This window comes from Micromonospora sp. NPDC049836 (assembly GCF_044465125.1).
In the GTDB taxonomy this organism is placed as follows: Bacteria; Actinomycetota; Actinomycetes; order Mycobacteriales; family Micromonosporaceae; genus Micromonospora.
The window spans coordinates 97,368-113,041 of record NZ_JBITLH010000015.1 but is presented as its reverse complement, the minus strand read 5'-3'; the positions used below and the strand labels follow the sequence as shown (position 1 = coordinate 113,041).

Genomic DNA, 15,674 nt, shown 5'->3' with positions numbered 1-15,674 from the left:
GGCCCCGCGACGTAGGCTGGCCGGCGTGACCACGCGTTCCCCCGAGACCGACCTCGGTCGCACCCGCCGGGCCCGGCGGATCGGCCGGGTGCTGACCGAGACGCATCCCGACGCGCACTGTGAGCTCGACCACGGCAACGCGCTGGAGCTGGCCGTCGCCACCATCCTGTCCGCGCAGTGCACCGACAAGAAGGTCAACGAGGTCACCCCGAAGCTCTTCGCCCGTTACCGCACCGCCGCCGACTACGCCGGGGCGGACCGCGCCGAGCTGGAGGAGCTGATCCGGCCCACCGGCTTCTACCGGAACAAGACCAGTTCGCTGATCAACCTGGGCCGCGCCCTCTGCGAGCGGTACGACGGCGAGGTCCCCGGCCGGCTGGCCGACCTGGTCACCCTCCCCGGCATCGGGCGCAAGACCGCGAACGTGATCCTCGGCAACGCCTTCGACGTCCCCGGCATCACCGTCGACACCCACTTCCAGCGGCTGGTGCGGCGGTGGCAGCTGACCACCGAGACCGACCCGGTCAAGATCGAGCACGCGATCGGCGCGTTGTACCCGAAGCGCGACTGGACGATGCTGTCGCACCGGATCATCTTCCACGGCCGCCGGGTCTGCCACGCCCGCAAGCCGGCCTGCGGCGCCTGCACGCTGGCCAAGCTCTGCCCGTCGTACGGCGCCGGCCCGACCGACCCGGTGGTGGCGGTCAAGCTGCTCAAGGGCCCACGGGCCCGGGACCTGGCGGCGGCCGTCGGCCTCGACCCGGAGCTGGTGCCGCAGCAGGCGGTCGCGGCGGAGGTGCCGTGAACCGCCTCGCGTACCTGCTCGTCCCGGTGCTGCTCGGGCTCGCCGGCTGCACCGCCGCCGCCGAACCGGATCGTCCGGCGGCGCCGGCGGCCCGCCCCGAACGGCCGTCCCCGTTCAGCGACTGCGCCCCGCTGACCACCGCGCCGGCCTCGGCCGCCGAGACCCCGACCGGCAAGGCCGCCGAAACCCCGACCGGCAAGGCCGGCGACCGGCTGCCCGAGCTCACGCTCTCCTGTTTCACCGGCGGGGCGCCGGTGGCGTTGCGGGACGTCAAGGGCCCCGCGGTGATCAACGTGTGGGCGTCCTGGTGCCCGCCCTGCCGCAAGGAACTGCCCGCGTTCCAGCGGCTGCACGAGCGGGCCGCCGGGCGGTTCCAGGTGATCGGGGTGAACAGCCGGGACAGCCGCGGCGGCGCCCAGTCCATCGGCGAGGACTTCGGGGTGCGCTTCCCGATGCTGGTCGACCAGGGGGACGCCTTCGAGCACGCGCTGGGCCGCAACGCCTTCCCGCTGACCGTCTTCGTCGACGCGGCCGGCCGGATCCGGCACACCGACTCCACCGGCGCGCTGGACGACGCCCGCCTGGCCGAGCTGCTCCGTACCCACCTCGGCGTGGACGTGGCGGCATGACCCGTCGGCCGCCCGGGTGGTTCGACCCGCTGCTCGGTCGCCTCGGCACCGCCCGCGCCGAGGACTTCACCCGGCTCACCACCCCGGAGAGCGGCGGCCGGGAGAGCGCGGTGCTGGTGCTGCTCGGCGAGGAGCCGGGCGTCGGGCCGGACATACTTGTCCTCCAGCGGGCCGCCACCCTGCGCAACCACGCCGGTCAGCCGGCCTTTCCCGGCGGCGCGGCCGACCCGGAGGACGCCGACGCCAGCGCCACCGCGCTGCGCGAGGCGAACGAGGAGGTCGACCTCGACCCGGCCAGCGTCACCGTGCTGGCCGAGCTGCCCAAGCTCTGGATCCCGGTCAGCGATTTCGTGGTCACCCCGGTGCTCGCCTGGTGGCATGCGCCGCACCCGGTGCACCCGCGCGAGCCGGCCGAGGTGGCGCACGTCGCCCGGCTGCCGGTCGCCGAGCTGGTCGACCCGGCGAACCGGCTGCGGGTCCGCCACCCCAGCGGCTGGATCGGCCCGGCCTTCTCCGTACGCGGAATGCTGGTCTGGGGCTTCACCGCCGGCGTGCTGAACACGCTGCTGGAGATGGGCGGCTGGGCCCGCCCCTGGTCGGTCGAGCGGGTGGTGGAGCTGCCGCCGACCGGGGCCACCCCGGCCCCCTCCGCCGGCACCGACGCGGTCGACGAGACGCCCGTACGCTGAGCCGCCGCGGTTCCCGGGGGCCGATCCGGCCGTCACGTTCCGCGAGCGGTGAGCCATCGCCGAGCCCGGTGCCCGTACCCTGGGGGCGTGTCCGCGGTGGATCTCGTCCTGCTCCTGCTCATGCTCGTGTTCGCGATCAGCGGATACCGCCAGGGTTTCGTCATCGGCGCGCTGTCGTTCTCCGGGTTCTTCCTGGGCGCGCTGGTCGGCCTCCAGGTCGGCCCGCTGGTCGCCCGGCAGTTCACCGACAGCGGCACCCGGGTGCTGATCTCGCTCGTCGCGGTCTTCGGGCTCGCCGTGCTCGGCCAGGCGCTGGCCGGCTGGATCGGCTCACACCTGCGCCAGACCATCACCAACGAGCTGGCCAAGCGGCTCGACGACGTCGGCGGCGCGCTCGTCTCGGTCTTCGCGGTGATGCTGGTGGCCTGGCTGGTCGCCGTGCCGCTCGGCTCGTCGTCGTTGCCCTGGCTGGCCTCCTCGGTGCGCAACAGCGCCCTGCTCACCGTGGTCGACCGGGTGCTGCCGGACAAGGCGCAGGAGCTCTCCACGGCGCTGCGGGACACCGTCGACACCAACGGCTTCCCGGACGTCTTCGGCGACCTCGCGCCGACCCGGGCCCGCCAGGTCTCCCCGCCCGACCCCCGGCTGGCCGGCTCGCAGGTGGTGCAGAGCAGCCAGCGGGCGGTGGTGAAGGTGCTGGGCTCGGCGCCGAGCTGCTCGCGTCGCATCGAGGGCTCCGGCTTCGTGTACGCCGACGACCGGGTGATGACCAACGCGCACGTGGTGGCCGGCACCCGCTCGGTCGCCGTGGAGCTGCGCGGCGAGCGGTACGACGGCGACGTGGTCGTCTACGACCCGGCGCGGGACCTGGCCGTGCTGCACGTGCCCGGGCTGCCCGGCCCGTCGCTGCGCTTCGCCGCCGGCCAGGCCGGCAGCGGGGCGGACGCCATCGTGCTGGGCTTCCCCCTCGACGGCCCGTACGACGCCCGGCCCGCCCGGATCCGGGACGTCGACCGGATCACCGGTCCGGACATCTACTCGTCGGGCGACGTGACCCGGGAGATCTACACGATCCGGGCGCTGGTCCGCAGCGGCAACTCCGGCGGCCCGCTGGTCTCCTCGAACGGGCTGGTGCTCGGGGTGATCTTCGCGGCGGCGGCCGACGACCCGAACACCGGCTTCGCGGTGACCGCCGGCGAGGCCCGCCCGGTGGCCCTGGCCGGCGCGGAGCGTACCCGGGCGGTCGGCACCGGCGAGTGCACCTGAGCGCGGCGGCGGGCACCGACCCCGACGGCGGCCGGGCGCTCAGCCGGCGGACGCGCCGGCCGGGGTGACCCCGTCGCCGGACGGGCGGGCCGGCAGCGCGGCCCGCCCCCAGGTGACGGTGCGGTCCAGCAGCGACCGGGCCATGATCGCCACGCAGGTGGCGCCGTTCAGGAAGGACGCCAGCACGTCGCTCGGATGGTGCATGCCCCGGTACATCCGGAAGACCGCCACCCCGATCGGCACCAGCACCAGCAGCGTCCACCAGGCGACCTTGGCCGGGGTGCTCCGCGCCCGCAGGGCCAGCAGCAGCGCGATGCCGACGTAGAGCGCGGTCGCCGCGGAGGTGTGCCCGGACGGGAAACTGGACGTCGGCGGCGAGGAGTCCATGTGCTCCACGGCCGGGCGGTTCCGGTCGATGACCATCGTGGTGAAGAGGAAGACCAGCGCCTGCGCGGTCACCGCGGCGCAGAGGAAGAGCGGCTCCCGCCAGCGGTGCAGCACCAGCCGCAGCACGAGCGCCGCCAGCACGGTCACCGCCACGATCACCTGGGTGCTGGCCACCGTGCTGAAGACCAGCGACACGTCGTTCCACCCCGCGGACCGGTCGGCCGCCAGCTCGCGGTTGACCGCGTCCTCCACGGTGAACGGCCAGGTCTTCGCGAGCACCCGGGTGACCAGCAGGCCCAGCCCCACCATGACGGAGAAGAGCACGGCAACCGGCAGCAGGATCCGCCGGGCGACCTGGAGTGCGACATTGGACATGGGCCGGCCATTACCCCGTGCGGGGCCGGACTACGCGTGCGGCCGATCCGGGTCCGATTCGGCCAACTCCGGCTCGACCCCCTCCCGGGCGGTCGACACCGGCCGCCGGCCGATCCGCGTCCGCCAGGTGGAGAACGCGGCGGTGGTCGCGACGAGCACCGCGACGCCGAGCAGCCAGCCGCCCAGCACGTCGCTGGTCCAGTGCACGCCCAGCGCGATCCGGCTCAGCCCGGTCAGCACCGTGATCAGCACGGCCACCGTCCAGAGCGCCCAGCGCAGCGCCCGCCGCTGCCGGGTGTACGGCAGGAAGACCAGCAGCAGCACCCCGCCGGCCAGGGCGGCGTTGAGCGCGTGACCGGACGGGAACGAGAACCCGGCCGCCCGGGCCACCGGGTCGAGCAGGTCCGGCCGGTGCCGCCCCACCAGCAGCTTGAGCAGCGCGCCGAGCAGCCCGCCGACGGCCATCGTGGTGACCACCCAGAGCGCCAGCCGGGGCGCCCGGCGCAGCAGCAGCCAGCCCACCAGCACGGCGGCGGCCACCCGCAACGGCCCGGGACCGAAGACGTCCGTCCAGACGCTCATCACCCGCACCCAGCCCGGATGGTCCAGCGCATACCGGTGCAGGGTGTCGGTGACCGACGCGTCCAGCCGGGACAGCGGCGGCCAGGCGCCCAGCACCAGGAGCGCCAGCAGCGAGAACGGCACCAGCACCAGGAACGCCGCGACGGCCGCCAGGGTCAGCCGCAGCCCCAGCGAAGCGTCCCGGTCCAGTCGCCGCGCCCGCCAGGACCGTCCGGCCTCCGTCACCTGCCCACCCGTGTCCCGTACGTCCATGGCCGAACCACTACCCACCCCGGGCCCGGACCAGACCGCCGGAGTCAGCGGCGGTTCTGGCGGAACCGGCGGACCATCAGCGCCGCGCCGGTCACCAGGGCGACGAGGAGCGGGAGGCCGGTCCAGAGCCGGTCCGGAGCGCTGTCGTCCGGCTGGCCGGCCGGCCGCGCCGACCACCGGGCCTGCTGCGTCGGCCCGGGCAGGCCGAACGGGTTGCCACCCTGCCCGGCCACGGCGGCCCGGGTGTCCCGGTCGGCGCCCGGCGCCCGGCCGAAGCCGACCACCCCGGGCGGGTCGTTGTCGTCCAGGGGGTTGCTCAACACCGGCGGTACGTCGACGGTCAGCGCGGCCACCGGGTCCACCATGCCGTAGCCGAACCGGTCGTCGCGTGCGGTCGGGCCCAGGTCTCGGGCCGTGCTGATGAGCCGGTTGACCACCTCGCCGGCGGACATCTGCGGCCAGCGGGACCGGACCAGCGCGGCGGCCGCGGCGACCAGTGGGGACGCGAAGCTGGTCCCCTGTACCCGCCAGTACCCCTCGGGGCGGGCGCCGTAGAGCGCCGTCGCCGGGGCGGTGAGCACGGTCTCGTGCCCGGTGATCGAGCCGGACCAGAGGTTCCTCGCGCTGCGGTCCAGGCCGGCGACCGCGATCACCCCCGGCTCCCGGGCCGGGTACCAGACCTTGGGGCTGCTCGAGGTGGCCAGGTTGCCGGTGCAGGCGACCACCACCACGTCCCGGGCGAAGGCGTAGTCGAGGGCGGCGGCCAGGGCCGGGCTGGTCCCGCTGCCGCCGAGGGACAGGTTGATCACCCTTGCCCCGTGGTCGACCGCCCAGCGCACTCCCTTGGCGACGATCATCGCGTCGTCGTACCGGTTCTCGTCGTCGAGCACCCGGACCGGCAGGATCCGGGCGTCCGGGGCCAGGCCGAGCACGCCCCGGTCGTCGTCGTTGCGCCCGGCGATCAGGCCGGCGACCGTGGTGCCGTGCCCGACCGGGTCGGGGCCCTCCGACCCGTCCGGGGTGACCAGGTCGACGCCGGGGAGCACCTGGCCGGCCAGGTCCGGGTGGGAACCGTCCACACCGGAGTCGATGACGGCGACCACCACGCCGCGACCGGTCGAGATCTGCCAGGCGGCCTTCGCGTTGAGCGCGTCCAGCTGCCACTGCTCCTCGCGGACCTGGTCCCTCCGGGTCGGCACCCCGGCCGGCGCCACCCAGCCGGGCTCCGGAGCCAGCGCGGCCGTCCGCCCCAACGCCGGTGACACGGCCGACCGGGCCAGCGCCGGTGACTGGGCCAGCGCGGCCGACCGGGCCGGAGCGGCGTGCGCGGGCGGCGCCGGCGGGCCGGCCACGGCGACCGCCGCGGCCGCCGCGCCGAGCAGCGCCCGCCCGGCGAGCCGCCGGGCCGCCGTCCGGCCACCCTGCCGATCCCTGCTCACATTCCCCAGCCATTCATCGCGTCAGCATCATGCTGCTCGGAGATTACCGGTTTTCGCGTACGCCACGGTGCAAGTCGGTGACACCGTTCATCCCGTTGGCAGGTGGGCCAGCTGGACCAGCCGTACGCCGTCGCGCCGGGTCACCAACCGACCCCGCCCCGGAGGCAGCGGACCCGCCTTGACCTGGCCGACCAGCGCCCCCTCCTCGGGGCCGCCCGACATCACCAGGCCCGGCGTGGACAGCTCCCGCAGCCGCTGCACGATCGGCTCGAACGAGGTCCGGCCGGAGCCGGCCGCCCGGCGGGCCAGCACCAGGTGCAGGCCGACGTCCCGGGCGTGCGGCAGGTGCTCCTCCAGCGCCCGCAACGGGTTCGACGGCCCACCGGCCACCAGGTCGTAGTCGTCCACCAGCACGAACAGCTCCGGCCCGGTCCACCACGACCGGCTGCGCAGCTCCGCCGGGGTGACCTCGGGCCCCGGCTGCCGGCCGCGCAGGTAGCCGGCCGCCGACTCGATCAGCTCGGTGGTGTGCGGGGCGGCCGTGCCGTACCCGATCAGGTGCGGGCTCTCGATGGCGCCCATCAGACTGCGCCGGTAGTCCACCAGCATCACCCGGGCCTCGTCCGGGGCGAACCGGTTGACGATCGAGGTGGCCAGCGCCCGCAGGAACGACGACTTGCCGCACTCGGCGTCGCCGAAGACCACGAAGTTGGGCTCCACGGCGAAGTCCAGCACCACCGGGCGCAGGTCCGCCTCGGCGATCCCGATCGGGAAGGCCAGCCCGCTGGTCGCGGCGTGGTCCAGCGCGGCGTAGGGCAGCACCGGCGGGAGCAGGCGTACCGGGGGCGCGGCCGGGCCGGCCCACGCCGAGGCGACCGCCTTCACCAGGTCCGCCGTGCCGGAGCCCAGCGCGGCGACCGTGGGCTCGGCGGCGAGGAAGTGCAGCCCGCCCGGGGCGATGCCCCGCCCCGGCCGCTGCTCCGGGACGCTGTCCGCGACCGGGCGCTTCACCAGCACCGAGTCGGCCGGGTCACCGAGGCGCAGCTCCAGCCGGGACCCGAACAGGTCCCGGATCGCCGGCCGGAAGTCCGACCAGCGCAAGGCGCTGGCGACCACGTGCACCCCGTACGTCAGGCCCCGGGTGGCCAGCTCGGTGACCAGCGGTTCCAGCTCCTCGTAGTCGCTGCGCAGGGCGTTCCAGCCGTCGATCACCAGGAACACGTCGCCGAACGGGTCGGTGCCCGGCTGCCCGCCGGCCAGCGCGGCCGCCCGCCGCCGTCGCCACGCCGCCACCGACTCCACCCCCGCCTCGGCGAAGTGCCGCTCCCGCCGGGCGAGCAGCGTGGTGATCTCCCCGACGGTCCGGCGCACCGCGGTGTCGTCGGCCCGCCCCGCCACCCCGCCGACGTGCGGCAGGTCGCGCAGCGCGCCGAGCGTCCCACCGCCGAAGTCGAGGCAGTAGACCTGCACCTCGGCCGGGGTGTGGGTGAGGGCCAGCGCGCAGATCAGCGTGCGCAGCAGGGTGGACCGGCCGCTGCGGGCGGTGCCCACCACCGCCACGTGCCCGGCGGCACCCTCCAGGGCCAGCCAGTACAGGTCCCGGCGCTGCTCGAAGGGCTTGTCCAGCACGGCCACCGGGACCTGGAGGGCGCCGTGCAGCTCCGGGTTCGCCACGGTGAGCCCGCGGGCCGGGTCGGCGCCGACCGCGCCGAGCAGTTCGTCGAGCGTGGGCGAGCCGTCCAGCGGCGGCAGCCACACCTGGTGCGCCGGCGGACCCTGCCCGGCCAGCCGGCCGACCAGCAGGTCGAGCAGGGACTCCCGGTCCTCCTCGGCCGGCGGCGCGGCGGCCGGGGCCGGCTCGGGGACCGGCACCAGATGGGTGGAGAAGGCCAGCAGCCGGGACGCGCCGCCGCCGGCCCCGCCGTCCGGGCCGGTGCGACGACGGACCGGGCCGGAGACGTACGCGGCCTTGAACCGGACCAGCGGGTCGGTGCCCGCGCGCAGGTAGCCGTGCCCTGGGCTGCGGGGCAGCTCGTGGGCGTCCGGCACGCCGAGCACCGTCCGGGACTCCAGCGCCGAGAAGGTGCGCAACCCGATCCGGTACGACAGGTGGGTGTCCAGCCCGCGCAGCCGCCCCTCCTCCAGCCGCTGGCTGGCCAGCAGCAGGTGCACGCCGAGCGACCGGCCCAGCCGGCCGATCTGCACGAACAGGTCGATGAAGTCGGGCTTGCCGGAGAGCAGCTCGGAGAACTCGTCGCAGATCAGCAGCAGTGACGGCAGCGGGGCGAGCGGGGTGCCCGCGGCCCGGGCCCGCTCGTAGTCCCGCAGGCCGGCGAAGTTGCCGGCCCGGCGGAGCAGCTCCTGGCGCCGCATCAGCTCGCCGTTGATCGCGGCGACCATCCGGTCCACCAGCGGCAGCGCGTCGGCCAGGTTGGTGATCACCGCGGCGGTGTGCGGCAGCCGCTCGAACGGCGCGAAGGTGGCCCCGCCCTTGAAGTCGACCAGCACGAAGTTGAGCTGTTCCGAGCTGTGCGTCGCGGCCAGCCCGAGCACCAGGGTGCGGAGCAGCTCCGACTTGCCGGAGCCGGTGGCGCCGATGAGCAGGCCGTGCGGGCCCATCCCGTCCTGCGCGGACTCCTTGAGGTCCAGCTCGATCGCGCCGCCGTCGGCGCCCACCCCGATCGGCACCCGCAGCCGGTCCCGGGCGGCCCGGGGCGCCCAGCCCTGCTCGGCGGTGAAGTTCTCCGGGTCGCCGAGGCCGAGCAGCTCCGGCAGGCCGGGCTCGGCGCCGGGCGGGGCGTCCGGGCCGCGTACCGCGCCGGCCAGCCGCAGCGGGGCCAGCCGGCGGGCCACCGCCTCCGCGTCGGCGAGCGCCAGCGCGTCGGCCGCGCCGACCTCCGCGTGGCCCTCGGCGGAGTACGAGTGCAGCCGCCCGTCGACCAGGTCGAGCAGGAGGGCGTACCGGTCGAGCAGGCGGGGCGGCGGGGTGTCCAGGTCCAGCACGGTGACCGCGTCGATGCCGCCGTCCCCGACCAGGCCGGTCGCCCCGGTCAGGTCGCCGCCGTCGAGGAGCACCACGACGTGCGGGCCGTCGGTGGCCGGGCCGGCCGGGCTGAACCGGGACCGGCTGGCCAGCACGTCGTCGAGGAGCCGTTCCAGCTCGGCGGCGGAGCTGGTGACCAGCCGGACCGGGCCGAGCGCGTCGGCGCGGCGCGGATGGTGGGCGTGCGGCAGCCACTTCACCCACTCCCAGCGCGCGCGCCGCTCCGGGCCGGCGCAGACCGCGATCAGCAGCTCGTCCGGGGCATGGAAGACGGCGAGTTGGGTGAGCAGCGCGCGGGCCAGCGCCTGCGCCGCCGGCGAACCCGCGTCCCGGCCGCCGGCCCCGTGCCGTGCCGGGTCGGCCCCGCCGGCCCGGCGGTGTCCCGCGCCCGGGCCACGGACGAAGACCCGGGCGAAGCTGCGCAGCGAGAGCGCCACCGGCAGGTCGGGCACCACCGAGTACGCGTCGAGGAAGCGCCGCAGCGCCCCCGCGGTCATCGGCTCCAACTCCTCCAGCGGCCGGGTGACCGGCGGCACCAGCGGGGTGGCCAGGGTCTGCGGGCCCACCCCGACCCGGACCACCGCGAAGTCGGGGTCACCCGGCCGCCGCTCCCAGACCCGGTGGCTGTCCACCGTCGACCAGAGCCGGCCCGGGTCGGGGTGCCGGTAGTACAGCCCGGCCCGTTGCGCCCCGGCGGTGGCCCGGACCCGGCGGCGCAGCGCGGCCAGGTGGCGCAGGTATTCCCGGCGGGCGGCCATCAGCTCCGACTTCCTCGGCCCGGCGCTGCCCCACGAGGTCACCAGCATCGCCACCGAGGAGAGGCCGAACATGCCGCCCACCACGTACGCGTAGGCCCCGCCACCCCGGCCGAACATCATCGCCATCGCGACCGTGCCGCCGAGCATGGGCAGCACCATCAACGCCTGCTGCCAGCGCCCGCCGGCCAGCACGGGGATCTCCGGCGGCGCCTCGACGGGCAGCTCGCCGGCCGGGATCTCCGGCGCCGGACGGCGCGGCGGCCGACGGATGACGACAGTGGACACCCAACCTCCCCCACTCTGGGTAACCCGAGCCTGGCTCATCGTAGGTAAAGTCCTGTCGTCCGTCAGTCACCCGTACCGTTCGATATGGAGATGCCTCGATGACAACCGGGCTGGCGCGGGTCACCATCAGCACCCCGCAGCGGCGGGTCGACGTCGCGCTGCCGGAGCAGGTTCCGCTGGCCGAACTGCTGCCGGAGGTGCTCCGGCACGCCGGGGACGGGCTGGCCGACGACGGGGAGCGGCACGGCGGCTGGGTGCTGCGCCGTACGGACGGCGCGGTGCTGGCCACCGCCCAGGCGCTGCTGCCCCAGGGGATCCGCGACGGCGAGGTGCTGCACCTCGTGCCGGCCCGCGCCGAGTGGCCGGAGCTGGAGTACGACGACGTGGTCGAGGTGATCGCCGACGGGGCCCGGCGCCGGGGCGCCGCCTGGTCTCCCCGGGCCACCCGGGCGGCCACCCTGGCCGGGGCGGCCGTGCCGCTGGCCGTCGGCCTGGCCGCCGTGCTGACCGCCGGGCCCGGGCAACCGGCCGGCTGGCCGGTCGCCGCCGCGGTCGCGCTGCTGCTGGTGCTCGCCGGCACCGCCGCCTCCCGGGCGTACGGGGACGGGCCGGCCGGCGCCGCCCTCGGCGGGTACTCCCTGCCGTACGCCGCCGCGGCCGGCGCCCTGGCGGTGAGCTCCGGCGACCCGGTGGGCCCGGCCGGGCCACTGCGCTGGGTCGGCGCCCCCGAGTTGCTGGCCGGCGCGGTGGGCCTGCTGCTGGTGTCGGTGCTCGGCCTGCTCGGGGTGGCCAGCCGGGCCCGGATCTTCGTGGCCGGCGCGGCCACCGGCGCGGCGGGCGCGGCGACCGCCCTCGGCGGGCTCCTCCTCGACCCGGCCGGCACCGCCGCGGTGCTGCTCGCCGTGCTGGTCTTCGCCCTCGGCGGCCTGCCGCTGCTGGCCCTACGGCTCGGCAAGGTCCCGCTGCCGCCGGTCACCCTGCCGGCCGGTACCGCCGATGCCGGGCCGGACGGCGCGCGCGACCTGCCCGACCGGGGGCGGGTGCACGCCGCGGTGGCCCGGACCGAGGAGGTGCTCACCGGGCTGCTGCTCGGGCACGCCGTGCTGGCCGTCGCCGCCACCGCGGTGCTGGTGGGCACGGGCGGGCCGGCCGGCCGGCTGCTCGCCGCGGTCGGTTGCGCCGTGCTGCTGCTGCGCAGCCGGCTCTTCGTGGCGGTCCGCCACCGGGTTCCCGCCGTGGCCGCCGGCCTCACCGGGTACGCCCTGCTGGGCGCGGTTCTCGTCCAGGGCGGCACGCCGGCCGGGCGGCTCGCGCTGGCCGTCAGCGGGCTGCTGCTGGCCCTGATCGCCGTCCCGGCCGGCGCCACGTACGCCCGGCGGCCGGTCTCGCCGTACCTCGGTCGGCTGGCCGACCTCACGGACACGGCGCTGGTGGTCTCCGTGGTCCCGGTGGCCTGCGCGGTGCTGGACTTCTACGACCGGGCCCGCGGTCTGCTCGGCTGAGCCGCCCACGCGCGCGGGCCCGGGTCGCTCGGCTGAGCGGCCCGGGCCCGGCGACGCAGGTCAGGTCAGTTCAGTGCAGGGTCTCGCCGCGCTCGGCGGCCTCCCGCGCGCGCTGGTACGAGGCCTGGATCTCGGCCTCGGCCTCGGTGCGGCCCACCCAGGTCGCGCCCTCGACCGACTTGCCCGGCTCCAGGTCCTTGTACACCTCGAAGAAGTGCTGGATCTCCAGCCGGTCGAACTCACCCAGGTGGTGGATGTCCCGCAGGTGCTCCTGGCGCGGGTCCTCGTAGGGCACGCAGAGGACCTTGTCGTCGCCGCCCTTCTCGTCCGTCATCCGGAACATGCCGATCGTGCGGCAGCGGATCAGGCAGCCCGGGAAGGTGGGCTCGGGGACCAGCACCAGGGCGTCCAGCGGGTCGCCGTCCTCGCCCAGGGTGCCCTCGATGAAGCCGTAGTCGGCCGGGTACTGCGTGGAGGTGAAGAGGGTGCGGTCCAGCCGGATCCGGCCGGTCGCGTGGTCGACCTCGTATTTGTTGCGGTGCCCCTTCGGGATCTCAACCGTGACGTCGAAATCCATCTCCCACGCTCCCTCGTTTGCCCACGCTGGCTAACGGAACCAGTGGCGCCGCTCCCGCCCAGGTGAATGCCCACCCGCCGGCTCTGGCAACCGCATAGTGTTCGGACCGAAGTAGTGTCACCCAGGGCGCTTCGACGCGGGGGAGGAGGGGGTCGTGGGGAGGGAAGATTCACACTACCGCCCCGAAGGGGTTGACGGGCGGAACTCCGGCCCTTCCACTTCGGGCGGCGCCACCGGCCGGGTCCGGGTCCCGGGGGTCAGCCCTGTCGGCCACCCCGGTCCGGCCGCCGGGTCCGCCCCGGTGGGCCGCGCCGCCGGTCCGTCCGACCCCCGTCCGTACGGCACCGCTCCGGCCGATCCCCGCCCGTACGGGGCGGCTTCCGCCGGCCCGGCCGCCCCGGTGAGCTGGCCCGGGTCGGACGCCACCGGCATCCCGGTCAGCCCGCCCGTCCCGCCCTACGGCGCCGCACCGGCCCCACCCACCCCGCCGGCGCGGCCCCGACGCGGCCGGCTGGTCGCGCTGCTCGCCACGGTGCTGGTGCTCGTCCTGGCCGGCGTCGGGCTCGCCGTGGTCCGCCCCGGACCGGTGGCCGGTTGGCTGGGGAGCGAGGCCGGCCCGCCGACCGCCGGCGCCCGGCCACCCGAGCCCGACCCGCCGGCGGTGCTCGCCGGTCCGGACGCCAACGCGCCCCAACCGACCCCCGACGGGGTACGCGCCGCGCTCCAACCGCTGGTCGGCGCGGCCGCGCTCGGCGACCGGGTGCACCTGTCCGTGGCCGACGTGGTCACCGGCCAGCAGCTCTACGGCGCCGGTCAGGACACCCCGACCGTGCCCGCCTCGGTGACCAAGCTCGCCACCGGGGTGGCGGTGCTGGCCGCCCGCGGCCCCGCGTACCGGATCCCGACCCGGGCGGTGGCCGGCGCCAACCCCGGCGAGGTGGTGCTCGTGGGCGGCGGCGACCCGACCCTCGCGGTCGACAAGAACGGCTTCTACCCGGGCGCGGCCCGGCTCGACGACCTGGCCGCCCAGGTCCGCAAAGCGCTCGGCGGCACCGCGCCGACCAGGGTCATCGTCGACTCCTCGCGTTTCACCGGCCCGGTGTACGAGCCCGGTTGGGACGCCGACATCCCGACCGGCGGCTTCGGGGCGGCGATCACCGCGCTGATGACCGACGGTGCCCGGCGGGACGCGGCGGAGGCCCGCCGAACCGCCGAGGACACCAACCACGCCGCCGAGCGGGTCCCGCAGCCCGATCTGACCGCCGGCCGGCAGTTCGCCAAACTGCTCGGCCTCCCCGCGGACGCCCAGGTGAAGCGGGGCACCGCGCCGGCCGCCGCCAGCGCCTCGGCCACCGGCGCGCCGGCTCCCGGCAGCGAGCTGGGCAAGGTCGAGTCGCTGCCGGTGGTCCGCCTGGTCGACATCATGATCAGCGACAGCGACAACGTGATCGCGGAGGCGATGGCCCGGCAGGTGGCGCTCGCCAAGGGCAAGCCGGCGTCGTTCGCCGGCGGGGCGGCCGCCACCGACCAGGTGCTCGGCGAGCTGGGCCTGCCGGCCGACGAGATCACCCTGGCCGACGGCAGCGGGCTGTCCCGCACCAACCGGATCAGCCCTTCGCTGCTCACCGACCTGATCACGCTGGCCGGCAACGGCAGCCATCCCGAGCTGGCGGCGATCTTCGGCGGCCTGCCGGTGGGCGGCTGGTCCGGCACCCTGGACGGGCGCTACCAGGCGTCGGTGACGAAGGCCGGTGCCGGCGTGGTCCGGGCCAAGACCGGCACGCTGACCGGGGTGAACGCGATCGCCGGGCTGGTCACCACGGCCGACGGTCGGCTGCTCACCTTCGCCGTACTGACCGACCGGACCCCGGGGGGCAGCCTCGATGCGACCCGGCAGGCGCTCGACCGGATCACCTCCGCGCTGGCCCGCTGCGGCTGCCGCTGAGCCGCTGAGCCGCTGCGACCGCCGTCGATCTCCGGTTGGGGTGTCGCGGCGCGGGTACGGTGGGTCCATGGCGCAGTTCGTGGACTGGGATCTGGCCGCCGCGACCGCGGGGGCCCTGGGCAAGTCGGGCCCTCGGGTGTCGTACGCCGAGGCCACCGACGTGGTGGGCGAGCTGCGACGGTTGACCGAGGAGGCGGCCGGGCACGTCGCCGACTACACCGGGCTGCGCTCCCAGGTGACGCACCCACCGGTCCGGGTGGTGGACCGCCGGGACTGGGCGGCCGCGAACATCGCCGGGCTGCGGGAGGTGATCAGCCCGCTGGTGAGCCGCCTGTCCGGCGACAAACGCCCCGGCCCGCTGACCGAGGCGATCGGGTCCCGGCTCACCGGGGTGCAGGCCGGCACCGTGCTGGCGTACCTCTCCGGCCGGGTGCTCGGCCAGTACGAGGTCTTCGCCGGTGACCCCGGCCAGCTGCTGCTGGTCGCGCCGAACATCGTCGAGGTGGAGCGGAAGCTCGGCGCCGACCCGCGGGACTTCCGGCTCTGGGTCTGCCTGCACGAGGTCACCCACCGGACGCAGTTCACCGCCGTGCCGTGGATGCGCGCGTACTTCCTCGGCGAGGTGCAGGCGTTCGTCGACGCGGCGCAGGCCGGCGAGCACCTGCTGGAGCGGTTGCGGCGCGGCATCGCCACCCTCTCCGAGGCGGTGAAGGACCCGGAGAGCCGGGCCAGCGTGCTGGACATCGTGCAGACCCCCGCGCAGCGGGCCGTGCTCGACCGGCTCACCGCGCTGATGACCCTGCTGGAGGGGCACGCCGAGTTCGTCATGGACGGGGTCGGCCCGCAGGTCATTCCCAGTGTCGAGTCGATCCGGGCGGCGTTCAACCGCCGCCGCGAGTCCGGCAACCCGCTGGAGAAGGCGATCCGCCGGCTGCTCGGCGTCGAGGTCAAGATGCGCCAGTACGCCGAGGGCCGCAAGTTCGTGCACGGGGTCGTCGACCGGGTCGGCATGGCCGGCTTCAACAAGATCTTCTCCTCGCCGCTGACCCTGCCCCGGCTCGACGAGCTGGGTGACCCGGACGCCTGGGTGGCCCGGGTGCACGGGCCGGCCGGCGCCACCCCGACCGCCGGCTGAACCGC

Annotated in this window: 12 protein-coding genes; 7 read left to right on the top strand and 5 right to left on the bottom strand. The window is 75.9% G+C overall.

Annotation, left to right across the window (positions count from 1 at the left end; translation table 11 throughout):
• Positions 1–25: 25 nt before the first annotated feature.
• From nth to ACIBPB_RS29395, 4 genes are all read left to right on the top strand, one after another.
• Complete coding sequence (gene nth, locus ACIBPB_RS29410; RefSeq protein WP_357316920.1) at positions 26–805, top strand: endonuclease III; 780 nt, start codon at positions 26–28, stop codon at positions 803–805.
• The gene (locus tag ACIBPB_RS29405) at positions 802–1,434 is read left to right on the top strand and encodes a TlpA family protein disulfide reductase (RefSeq protein ID WP_396842691.1); all 633 of its coding nucleotides are present in this window, start codon (positions 802–804) and stop codon (positions 1,432–1,434) included. The genes nth and ACIBPB_RS29405 overlap by 4 nt, the downstream gene beginning before the upstream one ends.
• Positions 1,431–2,123 (top strand): NUDIX hydrolase, encoded by a 693-nt coding sequence (locus ACIBPB_RS29400; protein WP_396842690.1) that lies wholly within the window; start codon positions 1,431–1,433, stop codon positions 2,121–2,123. The genes ACIBPB_RS29405 and ACIBPB_RS29400 overlap by 4 nt, the downstream gene beginning before the upstream one ends.
• A gap of 87 nt (positions 2,124–2,210) precedes the next feature.
• A complete protein-coding gene (locus tag ACIBPB_RS29395) occupies positions 2,211–3,389 on the top strand; it encodes a MarP family serine protease (protein WP_396842688.1) in 1,179 nt (392 codons plus the stop codon).
• Between the two features lie 39 nt (positions 3,390–3,428).
• On the opposite strand, the gene ACIBPB_RS29390 is transcribed toward ACIBPB_RS29395, so the two are convergent.
• The 4 genes from ACIBPB_RS29390 to eccCa form a co-directional block, all read right to left on the bottom strand.
• On the bottom strand, positions 3,429–4,151 hold the full coding sequence (locus tag ACIBPB_RS29390; protein ID WP_396842687.1) for a phosphatase PAP2 family protein: 723 nt from the start codon (positions 4,149–4,151) through the stop codon (positions 3,429–3,431).
• A 30-nt stretch (positions 4,152–4,181) separates the two neighbouring features.
• Entirely contained in the window at positions 4,182–4,985 is an 804-nt protein-coding gene (locus ACIBPB_RS29385) for a phosphatase PAP2 family protein (protein ID WP_396842686.1), read from the bottom strand.
• Positions 4,986–5,029: 44 nt separating this feature from the next.
• A complete protein-coding gene (mycP, locus tag ACIBPB_RS29380; protein ID WP_396842685.1) occupies positions 5,030–6,424 on the bottom strand; it encodes a type VII secretion-associated serine protease mycosin in 1,395 nt (464 codons plus the stop codon).
• A gap of 87 nt (positions 6,425–6,511) precedes the next feature.
• Complete coding sequence (gene eccCa / locus ACIBPB_RS29375) at positions 6,512–10,510, bottom strand: type VII secretion protein EccCa (protein WP_396842684.1); 3,999 nt, start codon at positions 10,508–10,510, stop codon at positions 6,512–6,514.
• Positions 10,511–10,608: 98 nt separating this feature from the next.
• On the opposite strand from eccCa, the gene eccD reads away from it, so the two are divergent.
• Positions 10,609–12,012, top strand: a complete 1,404-nt coding sequence (gene eccD / locus ACIBPB_RS29370; protein ID WP_396842683.1) for a type VII secretion integral membrane protein EccD — start codon at positions 10,609–10,611, stop codon at positions 12,010–12,012.
• Between the two features lie 70 nt (positions 12,013–12,082).
• On the opposite strand, the gene ACIBPB_RS29365 is transcribed toward eccD, so the two are convergent.
• On the bottom strand, positions 12,083–12,589 hold the full coding sequence (locus ACIBPB_RS29365; RefSeq protein ID WP_046564035.1) for an inorganic diphosphatase: 507 nt from the start codon (positions 12,587–12,589) through the stop codon (positions 12,083–12,085).
• Between the two features lie 154 nt (positions 12,590–12,743).
• Here ACIBPB_RS29365 and dacB point away from each other — a divergent pair, with 154 nt between their 5' ends.
• Positions 12,744–14,534 carry a D-alanyl-D-alanine carboxypeptidase/D-alanyl-D-alanine-endopeptidase gene (gene dacB, locus ACIBPB_RS29360; protein WP_396842682.1) on the top strand — a complete coding sequence of 597 codons (1,791 nt, stop codon included), beginning with the start codon at positions 12,744–12,746 and terminating at the stop codon, positions 14,532–14,534.
• 67 nt (positions 14,535–14,601) lie between these two features.
• Complete coding sequence (locus tag ACIBPB_RS29355) at positions 14,602–15,669, top strand: zinc-dependent metalloprotease (RefSeq protein ID WP_396842680.1); 1,068 nt, start codon at positions 14,602–14,604, stop codon at positions 15,667–15,669.
• The last annotated feature ends 5 nt before the right edge of the window (positions 15,670–15,674 follow it).

Excerpts from the sequence above, each read along its gene's own strand:
- ACIBPB_RS29390 (WP_396842687.1), bottom strand. The coding sequence starts at position 4,151 with ATGTCCAATGTCGCACTCCAGGTCGCCCGGCGGATCCTGCTGCCGGTT.
- ACIBPB_RS29355 (WP_396842680.1), top strand. The coding sequence starts at position 14,602 with ATGGCGCAGTTCGTGGACTGGGATCTGGCCGCCGCGACCGCGGGGGCC.
- ACIBPB_RS29365 (WP_046564035.1), bottom strand. The coding sequence starts at position 12,589 with ATGGATTTCGACGTCACGGTTGAGATCCCGAAGGGGCACCGCAACAAA.
- ACIBPB_RS29400 (WP_396842690.1), top strand. The coding sequence starts at position 1,431 with ATGACCCGTCGGCCGCCCGGGTGGTTCGACCCGCTGCTCGGTCGCCTC.
- eccD (WP_396842683.1), top strand. The coding sequence starts at position 10,609 with ATGACAACCGGGCTGGCGCGGGTCACCATCAGCACCCCGCAGCGGCGG.
- ACIBPB_RS29385 (WP_396842686.1), bottom strand. The coding sequence starts at position 4,985 with ATGGACGTACGGGACACGGGTGGGCAGGTGACGGAGGCCGGACGGTCC.